The 20,074-nt window shown below is 63.3% G+C and carries 15 protein-coding genes and 1 tRNA gene; 6 read left to right on the top strand and 10 right to left on the bottom strand.

The window, feature by feature from the left end; translation table 11 throughout:
- Nucleotides 1-120: 120 nt before the first annotated feature.
- The gene (locus tag V474_RS01900; protein WP_059150731.1) at nucleotides 121-399 is read left to right on the top strand and encodes a hypothetical protein; all 279 of its coding nucleotides are present in this window, start codon (nucleotides 121-123) and stop codon (nucleotides 397-399) included.
- Between the two features lie 115 nt (nucleotides 400-514).
- On the top strand, nucleotides 515-3,274 hold the full coding sequence (gene secA / locus V474_RS01905) for a preprotein translocase subunit SecA (protein ID WP_059149859.1): 2,760 nt from the start codon (nucleotides 515-517) through the stop codon (nucleotides 3,272-3,274).
- A 275-nt stretch (nucleotides 3,275-3,549) separates the two neighbouring features.
- On the opposite strand, the gene V474_RS01910 is transcribed toward secA, so the two are convergent.
- From V474_RS01910 to V474_RS01925, 4 genes are all read right to left on the bottom strand, one after another.
- Nucleotides 3,550-3,966: an acyl-CoA thioesterase gene (locus tag V474_RS01910; RefSeq protein ID WP_059149860.1), complete on the bottom strand. Its 417-nt coding sequence runs from the start codon at nucleotides 3,964-3,966 to the stop codon at nucleotides 3,550-3,552.
- A gap of 11 nt (nucleotides 3,967-3,977) precedes the next feature.
- Nucleotides 3,978-4,433: a MarR family winged helix-turn-helix transcriptional regulator gene (locus V474_RS01915; protein WP_059149861.1), complete on the bottom strand. Its 456-nt coding sequence runs from the start codon at nucleotides 4,431-4,433 to the stop codon at nucleotides 3,978-3,980.
- 150 nt (nucleotides 4,434-4,583) lie between these two features.
- Complete coding sequence (locus tag V474_RS01920; protein ID WP_059149862.1) at nucleotides 4,584-6,875, bottom strand: bifunctional salicylyl-CoA 5-hydroxylase/oxidoreductase; 2,292 nt, start codon at nucleotides 6,873-6,875, stop codon at nucleotides 4,584-4,586.
- A 103-nt stretch (nucleotides 6,876-6,978) separates the two neighbouring features.
- Nucleotides 6,979-7,443: a MarR family winged helix-turn-helix transcriptional regulator gene (locus tag V474_RS01925; RefSeq protein ID WP_059149863.1), complete on the bottom strand. Its 465-nt coding sequence runs from the start codon at nucleotides 7,441-7,443 to the stop codon at nucleotides 6,979-6,981.
- A gap of 103 nt (nucleotides 7,444-7,546) precedes the next feature.
- Here V474_RS01925 and V474_RS01930 point away from each other — a divergent pair, with 103 nt between their 5' ends.
- From V474_RS01930 to V474_RS01940, 3 genes are all read left to right on the top strand, one after another.
- Nucleotides 7,547-8,323: a cyclase family protein gene (locus V474_RS01930; protein WP_059149864.1), complete on the top strand. Its 777-nt coding sequence runs from the start codon at nucleotides 7,547-7,549 to the stop codon at nucleotides 8,321-8,323.
- Between the two features lie 6 nt (nucleotides 8,324-8,329).
- A complete protein-coding gene (locus V474_RS01935; protein WP_059149865.1) occupies nucleotides 8,330-10,474 on the top strand; it encodes an indolepyruvate ferredoxin oxidoreductase subunit alpha in 2,145 nt (714 codons plus the stop codon).
- Between the two features lie 68 nt (nucleotides 10,475-10,542).
- Nucleotides 10,543-12,015 (top strand): indolepyruvate oxidoreductase subunit beta family protein, encoded by a 1,473-nt coding sequence (locus tag V474_RS01940; protein WP_059149866.1) that lies wholly within the window; start codon nucleotides 10,543-10,545, stop codon nucleotides 12,013-12,015.
- 60 nt (nucleotides 12,016-12,075) lie between these two features.
- On the opposite strand, the gene V474_RS01945 is transcribed toward V474_RS01940, so the two are convergent.
- The 4 genes from V474_RS01945 to V474_RS01960 all read right to left on the bottom strand — a co-directional run bounded on the left by V474_RS01945 (nucleotide 12,076) and on the right by V474_RS01960 (nucleotide 18,219).
- Nucleotides 12,076-12,702, bottom strand: a complete 627-nt coding sequence (locus V474_RS01945) for an OmpA family protein (RefSeq protein WP_059149867.1) — start codon at nucleotides 12,700-12,702, stop codon at nucleotides 12,076-12,078.
- A complete protein-coding gene (locus V474_RS01950) occupies nucleotides 12,699-14,534 on the bottom strand; it encodes a cation:proton antiporter (protein WP_059149868.1) in 1,836 nt (611 codons plus the stop codon). Before V474_RS01950 ends, V474_RS01945 begins: the two co-directional genes overlap by 4 nt.
- Nucleotides 14,535-14,602: 68 nt before the next feature.
- Nucleotides 14,603-15,940, bottom strand: coding sequence for an anti-phage deoxyguanosine triphosphatase (locus V474_RS01955; RefSeq protein WP_059149869.1), 1,338 nt, complete (start codon nucleotides 15,938-15,940; stop codon nucleotides 14,603-14,605).
- 116 nt (nucleotides 15,941-16,056) lie between these two features.
- Nucleotides 16,057-18,219: a M3 family metallopeptidase gene (locus tag V474_RS01960; RefSeq protein ID WP_059149870.1), complete on the bottom strand. Its 2,163-nt coding sequence runs from the start codon at nucleotides 18,217-18,219 to the stop codon at nucleotides 16,057-16,059.
- 720 nt (nucleotides 18,220-18,939) lie between these two features.
- Here V474_RS01960 and V474_RS26780 point away from each other — a divergent pair.
- Entirely contained in the window at nucleotides 18,940-19,074 is a 135-nt protein-coding gene (locus tag V474_RS26780; protein WP_269085124.1) for a hypothetical protein, read from the top strand.
- Here the strand turns inward: V474_RS26780 and V474_RS01965 are convergent.
- A tRNA-Asn gene (locus tag V474_RS01965) sits at nucleotides 19,064-19,138 on the bottom strand. The genes V474_RS26780 and V474_RS01965 overlap by 11 nt on opposite strands.
- A 141-nt stretch (nucleotides 19,139-19,279) precedes the next feature.
- Nucleotides 19,280-20,053 (bottom strand): NAD kinase, encoded by a 774-nt coding sequence (locus V474_RS01970; protein WP_236710760.1) that lies wholly within the window; start codon nucleotides 20,051-20,053, stop codon nucleotides 19,280-19,282.
- Between the last annotated feature and the right edge of the window lie 21 nt (nucleotides 20,054-20,074).

The raw sequence follows: 20,074 nt of genomic DNA on the forward strand, positions 1-20,074 counted from the left end.
GTTCATGCGCCGGGTCTAACCGCAACAAGGTAAACATGCGGTAAGCGTAGCCTGCGTCTTTCGGCGCCCCCCGTGATGTTGCCGGTGGACAGGCCGCATCGCCGCCCTTATCTGCTCTGCATGGCTCATCGCCTGCTCTTGACCCTGCTTGCCCTGCTGACGGGCCTTGCCGCGCAGATCGGCCCTGCCGACGCGTGTGCGTCGCGGGTGGCGAGTGTGCAGGTGGCGGCGCTGCGCGAAGTTTCTGCGATCAAGGCGCCCCGCGCGCCTGCCGCATTGGCGCAATTGCCCGAACCGGGCCTGCGCAATACCCGGCTCCATGCCCCGCTGCGTATGGCCGTGCCGGTTCAAGTTGCCGTGGCGACAGTCCTCACCGGGATAGACCGCGCGCGCGAATAACGCGCGGCGCCTGCAACTCTTCGCTTTCTCGCGAGCTTCTGACGCGCCCGGGCCATGCCCCGGCTGCGCGCACCTTCGATCTTTACGCATTCACGAAAAACAGGGGTCACCCGCCATGCTCGGCGCACTCGTCAAGTCCATCTTCGGCTCGTCCAACGAGCGTTACGTCAAGTCGCTCGACAAGGTCGTAGCGCAGATCAATGCCTTCGAACCGGCAATCGAAGCCCTCAGCGACGAGGAGCTTTCGGCCCAGACGGTCAAGTTCCGCGAGATGCTCGCGAACGGCTCGAGCCTCGACGACCTCCTGCCCGAAGCGTTCGCCACTGTGCGCGAAACCTCGCGCCGCGTATTCGGCATGCGCCACTTCGACGTGCAGCTGATCGGCGGCATGGTCCTGCACCGCGGCGAAATCGCCGAGATGCGCACGGGTGAGGGCAAGACGCTGGTGGCCACCACCGCCACTTACCTCAACGCATTGGAAGGCAAGGGCGTCCACGTCGTCACCGTGAACGACTACCTTGCTCGCCGCGATGCCGAGCAGATGGAGCGAGTCCACGGGTTCCTTGGCCTCACCGTCGGCGTGATCGTGCCCAACCTCAACGAATTCGAGCGCCGCGAGGCTTACGCCGCTGACATCACTTACGGCACTAACAACGAGTTCGGCTTCGACTACCTGCGCGACAACATGAAGCATGAGCGCAGCCAGATGGTGCAGCGCCCCTTCAACTACGCGATCGTCGATGAGGTCGATTCCATCCTGATCGACGAGGCCCGCACCCCGCTCATCATCTCCGGCCCAACCGACGACAAGAGCGAGCTTTACGTCCAGGTCGACGCCATCGTGAAGCAGCTGGTCCCCGAGGACTACGAGGCGGACGAGAAGACCAAGAACATCAGCCTGACCGAGGACGGCGTTGAAAAGGCTGAGCGTATGCTCGAAGCCGCTGGCCACCTCGAAGGCTCGAACCTGTATGACGTCGAGAACACACAGGTGGTCCATCACCTCGATCAGGCGCTGAAAGCCGTGGTCATGTTCAAGCGCGACACGGATTACATCGTCAAGGACGACAAGGTCGTCATCATCGACGAGTTCACCGGACGCATGATGGACGGCCGCCGCTGGTCGAACGGCCTGCATCAGGCGGTGGAAGCCAAGGAAGGCGTCAACATCGAGCCGGAGAACCAGACCCTCGCCTCGATCACCTTCCAGAACTACTTCCGCATGTACCCCAAGCTTTCGGGCATGACCGGCACCGCCGCTACGGAAGCAGGCGAATTCTACGACATCTACAAGATGAACGTCGTCACCATTCCCACCAACGTCGCCGTCATGCGCGTCGACGAGGAGGACGAGTTCTATAAGAACACGATGGACAAGTTCGCCGCCATCGCCAAGCTGATCCGCACCAAGTACGAAAGCGGCCAGCCGGTCCTCGTCGGCACCGTTTCGATCGAAAAGTCGGAACTGCTGTCAGACTTCCTCAACAAGGAAGGCGTCAAGCACTCGGTCCTCAACGCCCGGTTCCACGAAATGGAGGCGCATATCGTCGCGCAGGCAGGCAGCCTCGGCGCGGTGACGATCGCCACCAACATGGCGGGCCGTGGTACCGATATCCAGCTTGGCGGCAACGTGGAATTCCGCGTCGAGGACGAACTGCGCGACATGCCCGAGGGGCCCGAGCGTGATGCAGCCGTGGCCAAGATCAAGGCCGAAGTTGGTGAACAGAAGCGCCTCGTCCTCGAAGCGGGCGGCCTGTGCGTCATCGGCACCGAGCGTCACGAAAGCCGCCGCATCGACAACCAGCTGCGCGGACGTTCAGGCCGTCAGGGCGATCCGGGTCTTTCGAAGTTCTACCTCTGCCTGGAGGACGACCTCCTGCGCATCTTCGGCCCCGACACGCTGTTCTCCAAGATGATGAACAACAACCTTGCCGACGGCGAGGCGATCGGTTCCAAGTGGCTGTCCAAGGCCATCGAAACCGCGCAGAAGAAGGTCGAAGCGCGCAATTACGAAGTGCGCAAGCAGGTCGTAGAATACGACGACGTGATGAACGATCAGCGCAAGGTCATCTACGAGCAGCGCTCTGACATCATGGACGCAGAGACCGTGGATGATGTGGTCGTCGACATGCGCAATGATACCATCAACGCCCTGATCGCCGACACCTGCCCCCCGGGCTCCTATCCGGAGCACTGGAAGATCGAGGAACTCAAGGAAAAGGCGAAGGACATCCTCAATGTCGATGCGCCGATCGATGCATGGGTGGAGGAGGACGGCATCGATCCCGAGGTGATCGAGACGCGTATTTCGGACATCGCCGATGCGCAGATGAACGAGAAGATGTCGCAGGACGATCCGGCAATCTGGCGCCAGGTCGAAAAGTCGATCCTGCTCGACCGGCTCGACCACTACTGGAAAGAGCACCTCGCCACGCTAGACGCGCTGCGGCAGGTGGTGTTCCTGCGAGCCTATGCGCAAAAGCAGCCCATCAACGAATACAAGCAGGAAGCGTTCAGCCTGTTCGAGCGCATGTTGGAAACGATCCGCGAGGACGTGACCCGCATCATTTCGGTCAGCGAACTGCGCATGCCCGAGCCGGCGCAGTTGCCTGAGCTGCCCGACTTCCTGACCGGCCACATCGATCCCTTCACCGGCCTCGACAATTCCGCTGACGGTGATGGTTCCTCGCTGAACCCGGCTTTGTTCGGCTCCCTTGCCGGCAGCCCGCAGGGCTTCATCGAGCAGGGTACCGGTGGGCAGGATGGCGGCGAGCATGTAGGCAACCCGTTTGCCGACCTGCCGATCAGCCGCAACGCACCGTGCCCCTGCGGTTCGGGTAACAAATACAAGCACTGCCACGGCGCGCTCGTATAAAAATACCGAGTTGAATGAAAAGGCGCCGCCCCTGCTTCCGCCGGGCGGCGCCTTTTTTAATGAATGAGCCCCTACGGTGGAAGCAGCAGAGTGAGCTCATGATGGATATGCGATCGGCCGCGAGCATCGCCGTGCTGGCATTCGGGATAACCTGATCCGTCGCACGGCTGTCAGCGGCAATGCGGATTTTGCCGGCACATTGCGATGAAGGATATCCGCGCTAACCTCCGCCCAGCCCTCTAACCGCAATCAGTGCAGGGGCTGCAATCCTTAGATCAGCAGGCCGGGACCAATCCTGCCTCGATCGCGGCGCGGACGCCTTCGGGCCACTCGACCGGGCGGTGGCTAACGAGGTCCATGCAGACCAGCACGACCTGCGCGCGCAAGCGTTCGCGCCCTTCGCCGGTGAACACAATGGAAATTCCGCAGGAAGTGCGGCCCAGGCGCTGGGGCGTGATGGTGATCTCAAGCCGGTCGCCAAGGCGGCTAGGCGAGACGAACTCGGTCTCCAGCTTCACGGTCGGCACGCCGATATCGTGCTTGAGATGCATAGCCGCGAAATCGAGGCCCAGATCCTGCTCGAACCAATCCTCGACCGCACCGTTCAGCATCTCGAAGTAGCGCGGGTAGAAGACGATTCCCGCTGGATCGACATCGGCGAAGCGCACCTGGGCGCGGGTGGTGAAGGGCATCTTGGACTATCCTAGGCGATGGATGACTTGAGCTGGCTCAATAGGTCGAAGAGGTGGCGCTGGTTGGTTTCCGGGAACTCCGCGAGCGCCTCGCGGACCCAGCCGTGATGCGCTTCGGCCAGCGCGGAGAACTGGGCGCGGCCTTGCGGCGTCAGTGACACGATCGCCGAGCGGCCGTCGTCCGGGGCAGGGCGCGAATGGACGAGGCCCTGTTCCTGCAACTGGCGCACAATCGCGGTGACGTTGCCGTTCGATACCAGCAGTGCGCGCGACAGTTCGCCCATGCGCAGCCCGTCGGGGGCGCGGTCCAGGGTGGCCAGGATATCGAAGCGAGGCAGAGTGGTGCCGAACTGCTCCTCGAAATTGCGACGCAGACGCTTCTCGATGATTTTCGCGCAGTCGAGCAGACGCACCCAGACGCGCAGGTCCAGCGTGCTTGCAGATGCAGGTTTATCGGACTCGCCCATAGCCTCGAAAGCTCCTCTTTCGGGAGTTTCCATAGCGTCCGGCGCGAGCATGTCGATTCCTGCAAGGGACATTTAACTGACCGTGTCTGCGATTAATCCGCCACCCCCGCGCAGGCTGGGAACTGCGTGAGGGTGACGGAACTGGTTGGCTCAGGCCCGGCCGCGCGCGGCGCGCAGTGCCATGGCCTGGCCTAGGCGGTAGGGAGGGGGCACCGGCTGTTCGTCATAGCCGGCTGCGGCGGCGGCGCGCAGCGTCCATACCGGGTCGAACAGGTGAGTGCGGCCAAGTGCGACGAGATCGGCGCGGCCGGCGGTCAGGATCGAGTTCACTTGGTCGGCGTCGGCGATGTTGCCCACGGCGATTGTGGGGACGCCCGCTTCGTTGCGGATCTGGTCAGCAAAGGGGGTTTGGAACATCCGGCCATAGACGGGGCGACCTTCGGGAGCAGTCTCGCCAGCAGAGACATCAATAATATCGACGCCTGCTTCGCGCAGGCTGCGGGCGATTTCAACGGCCTCGGCAGGCGTGACACCGGCTTCGCCCACCCAGTCGTTTGCGGAGATACGTACAGCGAGCGGCTTGTCCTGCGGCCATGCGGCGCGCACGGCGCAGATGACGCGCAGCGGCAGGCGCATGCGGTTTTCGAGCGTGCCGCCGAACTCGTCATCGCGCTTGTTCATGACCGGGGTGATGAAGCTGGAAAGCAAGTTGCCGTGGCCAGCCTGTACTTCGAGCATGTCGAAACCGGCCTTGTCGGCGCGCACGGCCGTAGCGACGAACTGCTGGACGATCAGGTCCATCTCGCGCGCTTCGAGCACCTTGGGCACGGTGCCGCCCTCACGCCACGGCCGCGCGCTGGCCGAGACGGTGGGCCAGGGTTTGTCCAGGGCTACGTCGTAGCCGGCGCCTTCGCCCGGAATCTTGCAGGCCGCGCGGGCACCGGAGTGGCCGATCTGGGCGCAGGTCTTCGCGGACGAATGTTTGTGGGCGAACTCGTTGAAGGCGGACCAGCGCTCGGCTTGACCGTCGTGCCACAGGCCGGGGCAGGCGGGGGTGGCGCGGCCTTCGGGGCTGACGGCGAGTAGTTCGGTGACGACGAGACCGGCCCCGCCCAGCGCGCGGGCGCCGTAGTGAACCGAGTGGAAATCCGTTGCATAGCCATCCGCGCTGGCGGAATACGTCAGCATCGCCGGTATGACCACGCGGTTGGGAACTGTCATGCCGCGTAAGGTGTAGGGCGTGAACATCGGCTGCACCGGGGTGTCCTGATCCTCGTTACCGTTCCAGAACCAGCGCTCAAGGCCGGCCAGCCAGGCGGGATCGCGCAGGCGCAGGTTCTCGTGGCTGACGCGCTGCGAGCGGGTCATCAACGAGTAGGCGAACTGCGGCAGATCGAAACCGAGGTAACGGTCGAGAGTCTCGAACCATTCTGTGGAGTTTCGCGCAGAGTTTTGAATTTTAAGGACTTCGATGTGCCGCTCTGCTTGATATTCGGCAAGCGCACCGGCCAGTTCCTCGCGGCCGGTGATGCCGGGGCGATCCAGAACCTGCGCCAGCTTTATTGCGTCTTCGAGTGCAAGTTTGGTGCCCGAACCAATTGAGAAATGGGCGGTGTGCGCGGCGTCTCCCAGCAGCACCACGTTGTCGAACGACCACTGGCGACAGATCACGCGGCGGAAGTTGATCCATGCCGCCGAACCACGCAGGTGGGTTGCATTGGTGATGAGCGGATGGCCGTCCAGATGGCGGGCAAAGACCTTTTCGCAGAACGCGATCGAATCGGCCTGCTCCATCTTGTCGAGTCCAAGGCCTTCCCACGTCTCGGGTGAGCATTCGACGATGAAGGTCGAGTGCGTGGCATCGAAGCGGTAGGCGTGCGCCCAGATCCAGCCGTAGTCGGTGTTTTCAAAGATGAAGGCGAAGGCGTCGAACAGCTTGGTGGTGCCGAGCCACGAAAACTTGTTGCGCTTGGTGTCGATATCGACCTCGAACTTTTCGAGATTAGCGGTGCGAACCATTGAATTGATGCCGTCTGCGGCGACGATCAGGTCGAAATCGGCATAAGCCGAAAGGTCGGCGCTGAACATCGTTTCGAAATGCATCACCACGCCCAGCTCGGCGGCGCGGGCCTGCAGGATCTGCAGCAGATGCTTGCGGCCGATGCCGATGAAGCCGTGGCCCGAAGAGGTGATGGTGTTTTCGCCCACGCTCACATCGATGTCGTCCCAGTGGGCGAAGCTGCCTGTGATGGTGGCGGCGCTGACCGGGTCGTTGGCCTCGAGGTTCGCCAGTGTCTGGTCCGAGAACACCACGCCCCAGCCGAACGTGTCGCCTGAGCGGTTACGCTCGAAGACGTGGATCTCGTGGCCGGGGTCGCGCAGCTTCATCGAGATCGCGAAGTAGATACCGGCAGGTCCGCCGCCGAGACAGGCAATGCGCATGGAAGGCCTCCTAAGAATGTTTCAGGCCTAAACTAATATGGTTGCAAGTGCAAGTTGTTCGTTTAGCGAAGGGTGCGGGTCTCGAAGCGCCGGGCGAGCGCTTTCAATCCAAGTTGTCGTGGAGGCGGCCGAGCATATCCAGCATTCGCGTGAAATCGGTCGCAGAGAAACCGCGGATGATCTTTTCGTATAAAGGCGCCGTTACCAGACGCGCTGCCGCCAGCTTGTCGCGGCCTTCGTGTGTCAGCGCGATTTCGGTCACGCGGCCATCGGTATCGCTAGGGGCCGTAGCTACTAGGCCGGCCTTGGACATGCGCTCGACGATGCGCATCATGGTCGAGAGGTTGATGACCGCCGACTTGGCCACCTGGCCGATGGCGAGCGGGGCATGCTCGCCCAAAATCATCAGGACGCGCCAAGTGGGGATGTCGATCCCGATACCGCGAAGCTCCGACTCGATTGCCACGTTGTACCGACTCGCTGCCCGGTTGAGCAGGTAGAAGGGGTAGGCATCGAGGCGGAAATCTTCCGACCCGGGGTTACCAAAAGGGCGCAAATCCTCGCTCATCCCAAGCTCCAGACGGGTCTCCCGCCACTCCATGACATTTTAGTTGCATATGCAACTTAATCGGATAGTCTTCGCGTAATGGTCCGAAAAGGAGCCCAAGTCCATGACAGACGTTCTCGCCCCCTTCGCACAGGCACTCGTTGCCGGTGACATCACCGTTGTCGACCTCACTCAGATCCTTTCCGAAGACACCCCGCTGCTGGTGCTCCCCGAACCTTTTGGCCAGACGGCCGCCTTCTCACGCGAGGAAATCTCGCGCTATGACGAGCGCGGTGTCGCCTGGCACTGGAACAATTTCACGGTGGGCGAGCATACCGGCACGCACTTCGATGCGCCGGTGCACTGGGTCTCGGGCAAGGACCTGGCGGACAACACGGTCGACTTAGTGCCCGCGCAGAAGCTGATTGCGCCTGCCGTCGTGTTGGACTTTTCGGCCGAATGCGCCGCCGATGCCGACTTCCTCCTCAAGGCCGACCACATCAAGGCGTGGGAAGCAGTCCATGGCGCCATCCCCTCCGGCGCCTGGGTGCTGTTCCGAACCGACTGGTCGAAGCGCCAAGTGGACGACTACACCAACCGCCGCGAGGACGGTGCGCACACGCCAGGCCCTGACGCCTGCGCGATCCGCTATATCGTCGAGGAGCGCGACGTGCTGGGCTTCGGTGTCGAGACGATCGGCACCGATGCGGGTCAGGCGCATATGCTCGACCCCATGTACCCGGCGCACACGCTGCTTCACGGCGCGGGTAAGTATGGCCTCCAATGCCTTGAAAATCTTGATAAGCTGCCGGCGACCGGGGCGGTGGTGATCGCCGCTCCGCTCAAGATCCTTGGCGGCTCTGGCAGTCCGCTGCGCGTCCTCGCGCTCGTCTCGGAGTAAGGGCAGATGGCGGAGCGTTCCTTCAAGAAAGAAGTCACGAAGCTGACCGCGGGTGAGGGCGAGACCTTCACCGGTGAGGGCATTCTGGCGGTTACGAAGGCACTGTTGCAGTCCGGCGTCGCTTATGTCGGCGGCTACCAGGGGTCGCCGATCAGCCACCTGATGGACGTCTTCGCCGACGCCAACGACCTTCTCGAAAGCCTCGGAGTTCATTTCGAGGCCAGCGCCTCGGAAGCGACGGCGGCGGCGATGCTGGCGGCCTCGGTCAATTACCCGCTGCGCGGCGCCGTAGCGTGGAAGTCGGTGGTGGGCACCAATGTGGCATCGGATGCGCTGTCGAACGTCGCCTCGGGCGGCGTTACCGGCGGCGCGCTGATCATCGTGGGCGAGGATTACGGCGAAGGCTCCTCGATCATGCAGGAGCGTACTCACGCTTTCGCGATGAAGTCGCAGATGTGGCTGATCGATCCGCGTCCGAACCTGCCCAGCATCGTCGATTCGGTGGAGCAGGCGTTTCGTCTTTCCGAAGCCTCGAACACCCCGGTCATGCTTCAGCTGCGCGTGCGCTCGTGTCACATGACCGGATCGTTCGTGGCCAAGGACAATGTGCGCCCGCCGCTGACCGTGGGCGAGGCCGCGGCCCATCCCGTTCGCGATACCGACCGCATCGTGCTGCCGCCGGCGAACTTCCTCCACGAAGTCGAGAAGATCGAGAAGCGCTGGCCCGCAGGCATCGCCTATGTTCGCGACAACAAGCTGAACGAGTGGTTCGGCCCGGAAGAGACGGGTGAGGGCATTGGCCTGATCGTTCAGGGCGGGCTCTACAACAATCTCAACCGCGCGATGGAATTGATCGGGCTGGCCGACGCTTACGGCGAGAGCAAGTTGCCGATCTACTGCATGAACGTGGCCTACCCGGTGATCCCCGAGGAAGTGGCCGAGTTCTGCAGGAACAAGAAAGCCGTTCTCATCCTTGAGGAAGGCCAGCCGGAGTTCATCGAGCACGAGCTGAACACGCTGGTCCGCCGGGCAGGGCTCGACACCCGGATCGTCGGCAAGGACACCATGCCGCGTTCGGGCGAATACACGGCCGAGGTGATCCGCAAGGGCCTCGCCAAATTCCTCGCCGACCATGCACCGGCGCTGGCGCCCGAACTGGAAGCGGCGAACCCGTTGCCGGCTCCGGTCGCCAAGGAAATCCCGCAGCGCCCCGCCGGTTTCTGCACCGGCTGCCCAGAGCGTCCGATCTTCACCGCGATGAAGCTGGTGGAGCGCGAACTGGGTCCGACACACGTTTCGGCGGACATCGGCTGTCACCTGTTCTCGATCCTGCCGCCTTTCAATATCGGCAATACGACAATGGGCTATGGCCTTGGCGCGGCGGGTGCATCGGCGTTCAAGCCCAAGGAAGGTGAGGGCTCCAAGCGGTCCATCGCCATCATGGGCGACGGCGGTTTCTGGCATAACGGCCTGACGTCCGGCATCGGCAATGCGGTGTTCAACAAGGACGACGGCGTCACCATCATCATCGACAACGGCTATTCCGCCGCTACCGGCGGGCAGGACATCCTGTCCTCTCGCGCGGACAACAAGAACCGCGTGACCCGCAACCTCATCACCAAGGCCGTGCGCGGCGTTGGTGCGAAGTGGGTGCGCGAGACCACGCGGACCTACGACGTGCCCAAGATGCGCGACATGTTGCGCGAAGCGCTGACTACTCCTGAAAAGGGGCCGAAGGTGATCGTCGCGCAATCCGAATGCATGCTCAACCTGCAACGCCGCGACAAGAAGGTGAAGGCCGCCGCGCTAAAGGCCGGGGAGCGTGTGGTGCGCGAACGCTTCGGTGTCGACGCCGACACCTGCACCGGCGATCACAGCTGCATCCGCCTGTCAGGCTGCCCTTCGCTGACGATCAAGCCCAACCCCGACCCGCTGCGGCAGGACCCGGTGGCGCACGTCGAGAACTCCTGCGTGGGTTGTGGCCTGTGCGGGGAGGTCAGCCATGCCGCCGTGCTGTGCCCCAGCTTTTACCGTGCGCATATCGTTGCCAATCCGGGCAAGTTGGAGCGGTTCAAGGCGAAGATCAGCGGCGCGATCATCGCCCGCTGGCAGGCCAGCGCCGAGCGTGAGCGCGTGGCGCGGGCGTTCTGAAAATGACGTCGTCCCGGACCTGATCCGGGACGACGATAAAAACAAATCTCCTGATGCGAGACACAGCTATGACCACCGCTCCTAACCAGAACCGCCTGACGATCGCCATCCTCGCCCTGGGGGGGCAGGGAGGCGGCGTGCTGGCAGACTGGATTCAGGAAGTCGCCCGCGCCGAGGGGTGGATGGCGCAGGGCACTTCGGTCCCCGGCGTCGCACAGCGCACCGGATCGACCGTCTATTACGTCGAACTGGCAAAGCCTGACGGCTCGGGTCGTTTGCCGGTGATGGCGCAGATGCCGATGCCCGGCGATGTCGATGTGGTGGTCGCCTCGGAACTGATGGAAACGGGGCGCGCGCTGCTGCGCGGGTTCTCCACCGCCCACCGTACCACGCTGGTCGGCTCTACCCACCGCATTTATGCCATCGGCGAAAAGCAGGCGATGGGCGATGGGCGCGGCAACGGCGAGAAGATCATCGAGGCCGCACACCAGCGCTCCAAGCGTTTCGTAGGGTTCGACATGGAAGCGGCGACCGAGCGCTCGGGCAGCGTTATCAGTGCGATCATGTTCGGCGCACTGGCGGGCAGCGGCGCCCTGCCGTTCCCGACCGAGACGTTCCGCAAGGCCATCGAACACAGCGGCATCGCGGTGAAAAGCAACCTCAACGGCTTCCAGGAAGGCTTCGATCAGGCGCAGGCCCCTGTCGCCATGCCGGTCGAGGACGTCCACGAAGTTCCGGTTCCCACCACGGTTCGGGGCCGCGAACTGGCTGCGCGCATCACTGCCGCGCTACCGGTCCCCGCGCATGTCAACGCACTGCATGGTGTTGCCAGGCTAATGGATTATCAGGACGGCGACTATGCCGCGCTTTACCTCGATCGTCTGGAAACGGTCGCCGCGCTCGATGCCGCGCCGTTCGAGATGACGGCGGAGACCGCCCGCCACCTAGCGCTCTGGATGGGTTACGAGGACACCATCCGCGTTGCTGACCTCAAGACGCGCGGCAGCCGCATCGCCCGCGTGCGCGGCGAAGTGAAGGCGCAGGATGACCAGATCCTCTCGATTACCGAATTCATGCACCCGCGCCTGCAGGAAGTGTGCGAGACGCTGCCTGCCGGAATCGGTCGTAAAATCCTTGGCAGCAATCGAATGACGGACCTGCTGGGACGCTTCTTCACGCAAGGCCGTCATGTCGAGACGACTGGCCTGCGCTGGTTCCTGGCGCTGCGCGCTCTGGCGAAGATGCGTGGGATGCGCCCCCGTTCGCTGCGCTACGTCGAGGAGCAGGAGCGCATCGAGGGGTGGCTTGAACTGGTGCGCAGCCAAGCTCCCCTTGACCTTGGCGTCGCGCTGGAGTTGGTCAAGTGCCAGCGCCTGATCAAGGGCTACGGCGATACCTTCGAGCGGGGACTTGCGAATTACGAGCGCATCGTTGCCGAACACCGCCGCTCACCGCGCGGTGCGGGCGAAATCCGTCGTCTGCGCGATCTTGCTCTGGCGGATGACAAGTCGGTCGCGTTCGTCGAGGCGCTTGCCGGCTGATCATCACGCTGTCGCAGTGAAAAGCTCCGCTGTTCCCGCCTTTGCGGGGATGGCGGGAATTCAGTCCGAAGTCTGTGGCTCCGCAGCCGGTGGCGGCGGCGGAATATCGACCTTGATCTCCACTCGCCGGTTCTTCGTCCGCCCTTCGAGATCGTCGCTGCCATCGAGCTTGCGATTGGGCGCAATGGGGCGGCTTTCGCCGAGCGGGATCACGGTGATCCGGGCTTTCGCCACGCCCTTGCTTTCGAGGTAATCCCGCGCAGCTTCGGCGCGTCGACGCGAGGCGGCGAGGTTTTCCGCATCGGAGCCGCGCGAATCGCTGTGGCCCCAGATCGTGATCGGGCCGCCAGCCAGAAACGTGGGGCTGGTCATCAATCCGTCGATCAGCGCCGTGCCTGCCTCGTCCGGCTTGGCGCCTTTCGCAGGGTACGGGACGACGACCTGCACGGGTTCCAGCACCGGCGCATCTGTCGGCCCGGCATCCACCTCGGCACGGATGATCGATTTCTTGACGATGGTATCGTCAGCTTCCGGCTCTGCCATGACGCTGCGCGGGGCATCCGTGGCAACAGCCTCGGTCGCGTCGCCGCCGGTGGGCTGGCCTGGCTGGCAGCCGGCCAGCAGCAACGGCGCCGCGACTAGGGCGGCAGGCGCCAGAATGTAAGGGATTGCTGGCAGGCCTCTCATGCGTTCGCCTCCTTCTGCGGGGTTTGGCGGGAAGTATCGGGCTCGCCGTGGCGCGACGGGCCATAGGAGACGACCACATCTCCTGGCTGCGGTGTCGGCCGAGAAGCGTGCGTAAAGAACCGGATCTTGCCGTCCTTGCGCAGCACGAACAGCATGTCGGCCTCGTCGGAAAGCGCGGCCTGCGCATCGGCGAAGTCGAACTGGTCGCTGATGCGGGTCTTGCGGAAGGTCCAGCCCGCCGCTTCGCGCTCCATGATTTCCGCGACGCCGTGGCCGGAGCCGAACATGGCGCGGCCGCGCAGGGCCTCGGGCAGGCTGCGATGGTCTTCGTCATCGCCCATACCGCCGAGCTGGTAAACCGAATCGCGGCCGATATCGGGCGCGAACTCGCTGCAGACGAGGGCATTGTACGCCTCGTTCTCGGTCGTCGCGACGAGGACCTGGAACTGGGTGAGGTCGAGCCGCTCTTCCGTCGCCTCCGCCAGAATCTCGCCGTGATAAGTGGAGATACCAGCTTGTCGTGCACCGGAAAGGCGCTGCCAGCTGTTGTCCGCGATCATCACCGGCAGGCCGAACTGGCTGAGCTGGCGGGCCAGCGACAGGCTCCACGAGGTGCTGCCGACGATCAGCAGCCCCTTCTGCGGCGCCCCGGTGACGCCCAGCCAGCGTGCCACATACCGGATGCTGAAACCGTGGGCGATGATCGTGGCTATCACCACCGAGAACGACAGCGTCACCAGAATGGAACCGTCGTCGTAGCCCAGCTGGTCCAGCCGAAGCGCAAACAGGCCCGAGACGGCGACAGCAACCACACCGCGCGGCGCGATCCAGGCGACCAGCAAGCGCTCCTTCCAGGGAATCTTGCTGAAGGCCAGGCTGACCAGCACGGTTGCCGGGCGGACAAGGAACAGCAGTGCGAGCAGGAAGGCGATGAAGCGCCATTCGAATTGGCGCAGCACCTCGAGGTTGAGCGAGGCCGAGAGTAGCACAAAGACGCCCGAAATCAGCAGAACAGTGATGTTCTCCTTGAACGGATGGATATCGCGCAGGGAATCGAGCCGCATGTTGGCGATGGCGATACCCATCACGGTCACAGCCAGAAGACCGGTTTCCTGCTGGATCAGGTTCGAGAGCACGAAAGTGCTGATCACCGCGACCAGCAGCACCGGGGCCTTGAGGTATTCCGGTACATGCCCACGCGGGAAAGCCCAGGCGATGGCCTTGGCGACAAGGTAGCCGATCAGCCCGGCCACAACCGTCGCGCCCAGCAATGAGGCCAGTACCGATATCAGTGTGCCGCCTTCACCGGAACGGCGCAGATATTCGTATGTGATGACGGCGCACAGGGCGCCGATCGGATCGTTGACGATGGCTTCCCACTTGAGGATCGCGCGCGGACGGGGGGCTATGTTGCTTTGCCTTAGCAGCGGCAACACCACTGTCGGTCCGGTCACTACGAGAATGCCAGCGAAAAGGATCGCCACCGGCCAGACCAGACCGGCCACGTAGTAACAGGCGAGCGAGCCCAGCACCCAGCCCAGCGGCACGCCAATAACGCCCAGTCGCGTCACTGCGCCTTCGGTCTTGCGCAATTCGCGGAAATTAAGGCTGAGACCTCCTTCGAAAAGGATCAGTGCAACCGCCACGGAGACCATTGGCTCCAGCAGTTCGCCGAACGTGTGCTCGGGTATTACGAGGCCCGTGACCGGCCCGGCGATCACACCGGCGGCGAGCATTAGGGCGATAGCCGGCCAGCCGGTACGCCATGCGATCCACTGCGCGCCGATACCGAGAATGCCGATCAGCGCGAAGACAAGGGCTTGTTGCTCCATATGTTGGGCTTAACCAACAATGCCGTAAAAGGTAACCGGCGGCGGCTACCTTTCTACAGTCGAGAACGTCAGAGCCGGTCGAATACCGAACCCATGCGCGGACTGAACAGGCGTTCGTAGGTCCGCAGCAGGTGCGTGTCCGTCATCGCTGCGACGTAATCGCAGATCACTCGCAGGTCGCCGTCGGCGGCATCGAGGCGGTCCCGCTCCTCGCGGGGGAGCAGGCGCGCCGGGTCAGCCGCCAGCGCCTCGAAAACGGCGACGACCATCGCCTGACCTTTGAATTCGAGTTGCTGGACTTCGGGGCTGGCGATGACTTCGCGCACTACGAAGCCCTGCAGTGCATCGAGGAAATCGCGGCGCGGGCCGGAAAGCGTCACGCGCCAGCGCAGCAGGGGTTCGCGAAAGCCCTTCTTCTCGACGTAATGCGCGCCGGTCAGAAAATGGTGGACCAAGCGGCTGACGAAGCGCTTGCGGCTGTTGGCGCCGCCGAACAGTCCTTCCACCATGTGCGAGAAGACGTCGTTTTCGCTTTCGCCGGGATATTTTTCCTTGAGCGCGTCGAGGAACGAGGCGCATCGCCCATCAAGCGCGGCGGTGAAGGCGTCCCTGGTGACGAGGCCCAAGGCGATGGCGTCCTCAAGGTCGTGGACGCCGTAAGCGATGTCATCGGCGACATCCATGATCGTACAGTCCAGCGACTTGTGCAACGTGCGCGCGTGCTTGCCCGGCACCGGCTCCAGCGTCTGGAACCTGGCGCGCTCAGCCGGGGAGAGCGGGGCGAGTATCCAATCGACAACGTCCTGCTCGCTGTCGAAATGGCACTTGGGAGGCTTGCAGGCGCGGGGATCGAGCACGCGGATGGTCGAGGGGCCGCCGAGCAGCTTGGGCGCGATGTCCGGGTTGCGGGCGGCGGACCAGGGCGCTGGATACTTGAGCACGCCCAGCAGGGTACGGCGGCACAAATTGGCACCGGCATTGGCGGAGAAGGTCTCTAGGCGAGCGAGGATGCGCAGGGTCTGGCCGTTGCCTTCGAACCCGCCGACATCCCTCATGCAGTAGTTCAGCGCCACTTCGCCGCCATGGCCGAACGGCGGGTGCCCGAAATCATGGGTGCAGCCGATCGCGTGGATCAGGCTGCGATCGGGCAAGAGCGGTGCGGCGGCATGGTCGGGAAAGGACTTGGCCAGCTGCCGGGCGAGGCCACCGGCGATCTGGGCGACTTCGAGCGAATGGGTGAGGCGGGTGCGGTAAAAGTCGCTGTCGCCCAGATTGAGGATCTGGGTCTTGCCCTGAAGGCGGCGGAATGAGGCCGAGTGGATGACGCGGGCATAGTCGATGTCGCCGTCTTCGCGGGCATCTTCGGCCTGGGGGTTCCAGTTCTCGCGGCGCGCGTGCCAGCTCATGCATTCACCATACACCGGCTATTCCAGCTGACGAAGCGCAGGGCAAGGCCCGCCGCCGATCCCGGAGCGGAGGGGGAAGGGATGCGGGGGACAAGTGCCCCGCATCCCGTTTTCCCTTACTTGGCTTCTGGCGCCAGGCCGCGCGCTTCCAGCATCGGTTCGACCTCGGGGTCATGCCCTGTGAAGTCGCGGAACAGCTGGGCGAAGTCCTTGGTATGGCCCTGGCCCAGGAACGACTTGCGGATGTGGTCGCCGTTGGCGCGGGTCATGCCGCCATTCTTTTCCACCCAGTCCCAGCCGTCATGGGCCAGCATTTCGGTCCAGATGTACGAGTAGTATCCCGAGGCGTAGCCGTTGTCCCAGATATGGCGAAAGTACGGCGTCTTGTAGCGCGGCGGGATGAGGTCCGTCGAAAGGCCAGTGGCGGCCAGCGCCTTGGCCTCGAACGCCATCGGAGGCTGCGCGGCCTCTTCGGGCGAGAGTTTGTGCCAGTCGATGTCGAGCATCGCCGCTTCCAGCGTTTCGCCCAAACCGAGGCCCTGGTTGAAGGTTTTCGCCGCCTTGATCTTGGCGACCAGTTCGGCGGGGATCGTCGCCCCGGTCTGGTAGTGCTTGGCGTAGTGATTCAGCACGGCGGGCAGAGTGGCGAAATTCTCGTTGAATTGGCTGGGGAACTCGACGAAGTCGCGCGCGGTGTTGGTGCCCGACAGCGAGGGGTACTTCTGGCTGGCGAAGAAGCCGTGCAGCGCATGGCCGAATTCGTGGAACATCGTCTCCACATCATCGAAGCTGGCAAGCGCGGGCTGGCCCTCGGCGGGCGGCGCGATGTTCAGGGTGTTCGAGATGACCGGCTTCTCGCCGCGCAGATAGGATTGCTCGACGAAGTTGTTCATCCAGGCGCCGCCCTTCTTGTTCGACCGGGCGAAGGGATCGAAGTAGAAGATCGCCAGTTCGCTGCCATCGGCGTCGAGCACTTCGTAGGCGCGCATCGTTGGGTGGTAGACCGGCAGGTCGGTGCGGCGCTTGAAGGTCAGGCCGTATGTCTGGTTTGCGGCATAGAATACGCCGTCTTCCAGGGTGCGCCAGACGTCGAAATACGGCTTGATCTGGTTTTCGTCGAGGTCGTACTTCGCCTTGCGGACCTTCTCGGCGTAATAGGACCAGTCCCAGGCTTCCAGTTTGATGTTCTGGCCTTCCGCCTTAGCGGCGGCCTCAAGCATTCCGGCCTCGCGGTCCTGCGTGGCGCGCAGGGCGGGCACGAAGCCGTTCATGAATTCCATCGCCTTGGCGGGCGTCTTCACCATGCGGTCGTACATCTGGTAGGTCGCGAAGTCGGGCTTGCCCATCAGCTTCGCCTTCCTGGCGCGCAGAGTGGCCATCTGCGTGACCATGGCGGTCGTGTCGTACTGGTCGCCGCCAGAAGTGCGGTTGACGCTCGCCTCCCACAGGATCTTACGGCTGTCGCGGTTCGTCAGGCTGGTGAGCGCGGCCTGCTGGGTGGTGTTGCCCAGCGCCAGCATGAACTTGCCCGGCTTGCCCTTTTCGGCGGCGAGCTTGGCGGCGGCGGCGATCTCGGCCGGAGAGAGACCCGCAAGCTGCGCCTCGGTGTCGAATACCGGTGCCTTGGCGGCCGTCGCCGCGGTCAGCTTCTGCGAGAACGCGGTTTCGAGCTTGGCGATCTCAAGGTTCATGGCCTTGAGCTCGGTCTTCTGCGCGGGCGTTAGCAGAGCGCCGCGATGGACGAATTCGTCGTAAGTGGTCGCCAGCAACATGGCGTCCTCGCCGGTCAGAGCCTTGCCGGCGGCGCTGTCGTGGACGGCCTTGACGCGGGCGAACAGTGCCGGGTCGAGATAGATGTCATCGTTGAGCGCGGAAATCTGCGGGCTGACGGCGGTTTCCACAGCGTCCAGCGCGTCGTTGGTATTGGCCGAGGTCAGCTGGCCGAAGGTGCTGTAGGCGCGGCTGAGAAGCTGCCCTGTGCGCTCTTTCGCGACGATCGTGTTCTCGAAAGTCGGCTTGGCCTTGTTGGCGGCGATCGCCTTGATCTCGGCGCGCTGGGCAGCGATGCCGGCCTCTATCGCGGGCTGCCAGTCGCTGTCCTTGTAGGCGGGGAAGTTCGGCGCGTGGAAGGGCAGGGTGCTCGGCTGAGCGAGCGGGCCGGTGTAGGCCGGGGCGGCTGCAGCCGTCTTTTCCTTGGCAAGTGCTGTCATCGGAAATCCTCCAAGCAGGCCGGCACCAAGGACGAGGGGTGCGGCGGCGGCCATGAGCCGGGTCTTCATGTAACTATTCTCCTGCCTTCGGCTACCCGTGAAACGGCCGGGCGCTGTGCCGGAAAGTGGCAACATGCGCGGCAAACGGTCGGGCACCGGGGTGGTCAATGCGCAGGTTTCAAGCCGAGAAAACGGGCACTTGCAAGGACAAGTCGGCGCGGAGGGGAACGGTTGCGCAATCTGCAGGGGCCCGTATCCCGATCACGCACAAATCCGCCCCGGCGCGCAATCAAGTTGCGGCGCACCGGTCTGCGGATGCCTCAGGCCGCGTTACAGCAACTGGCGAAAGGACGTGCGCAGCGCTAGCGGGTCCATACCCCAGCGTCAGCCAACTCGTCGATCCCTTCGATGTCGTCGTGGACCGGGGGGCTGCTGGCTGACCCGACTGTCTTCGCGCCCGGTTTCGGCTGCAATGCATGAATTCACGTAATGGCTGATGGGTTCGGCCGGTAGCGGTTGAGCAGTCGGACTAAGAGCACCATGGGGCGGGGGGACTGAAAGTGCCCGAGGTTTACGAAAGTAAGCCTCGGGCCAGTTTCCTGGCATCGTAATTACGACCCAAGGGACACCGCCGCCTGATAGTTGCGTCTATTTCTCAAGCCATCCCACGATCATGGTATGGAAATGATTCTTGCGGGCTTCTGTGCGTAATAAAAGTGCGCGTTTGGACATGATTGGCGCAGACGCAAAAATGCGTTCGAGATAAATAGGGTAGGGCCGAAGATGTTGATGACGGCAGATGCCAGCGGAATCGCGATCAAGGCTGCCGCGACGGACCCATTGCCTCACCTCTTTGATGGTGAGACAGATCGCACCCCGAAAGGATTGATGATGCCGGTCTATCTGGAAAAATTGGCTCCCTGAGTAGGATTCGAACCTACGGCCATTCGATTAACAGTCGAATGCTCTACCGCTGAGCTATCAGGGAGCGGCCCGGCAATGTCACCACCGCTGGGCAGGGGTGCGCCTATAACAGCGTCAGAAAGATTGGCAACCCTGCGAGGTAAGAAATTTTACCGTCGCCGCAGAAATTTCGATCAATTTTCCAGAACCTACGCAATTCCGCGGATCAGACCTGAAATTGCTCGGCAAATATGCGTTCTTCCAGCGTAAAGCCGGGGTCGAACAGCAGAGTTAGCTCCTTTTCCGCCGACGCCACGATGCGGACGGTGGCGACGTCGCGCACTTCCTTCTGGTCGGCGACGGCGGCGACGGGGCGCTTGCCGGGTTCGTGGATGTGGAATTCCACCTCGGCGCTTTCGGGCAGGATCGCGCCTTTCCAGCGGCGGGGGCGGAAGGGGCTGAGCGGGGTCATCGCCAGCATCCGCGAGCCCAGCGGCAGGATGGGGCCATTGGCGGACAGATTGTACGCGGTGGAGCCGACCGGGGTGGCAACAAGAATGCCGTCACCCGCCAGTTCCTCCATGCGAACCCGGCCGTTGATGCGGATCTCGATTTTCGCGGTCTGCCGCGTTTCGCGCAGCAGCGAGACTTCGTTGATCGCGTAATAGCTGTATTCCCGTCCGTCGCGGCCGGTGGCGTGCATGATAAGCGGGCGGACGGGGACGCTATGTGCCTCGGCCACGCGGCGGGCGATCGGCACTCCGTCGTGCGGGCCGTTCATCAGGAAGCCGACGGTGCCCAGATTCATGCCGTAGACCGGTTTGATCGGGTGGTTGTCCAGCATTTCGTGAAGGACATGCAGCAGGAACCCGTCACCGCCAAGCACGACCAGGACGTCGGCGTTCTCGGGCGATACCCAAGTGTGCGATTCGCGCAATGCCGCAGCGCCCGCCTGCGCCTTGGCGCTGTCCGACACGACCAGCGCCAGTTTCGCATCCATGCTCACTTTTATCTCCGGCAT

This window comes from Novosphingobium barchaimii LL02, from assembly GCF_001046635.1.
GTDB lineage: Bacteria > Pseudomonadota > Alphaproteobacteria > Sphingomonadales > Sphingomonadaceae > Novosphingobium > Novosphingobium barchaimii.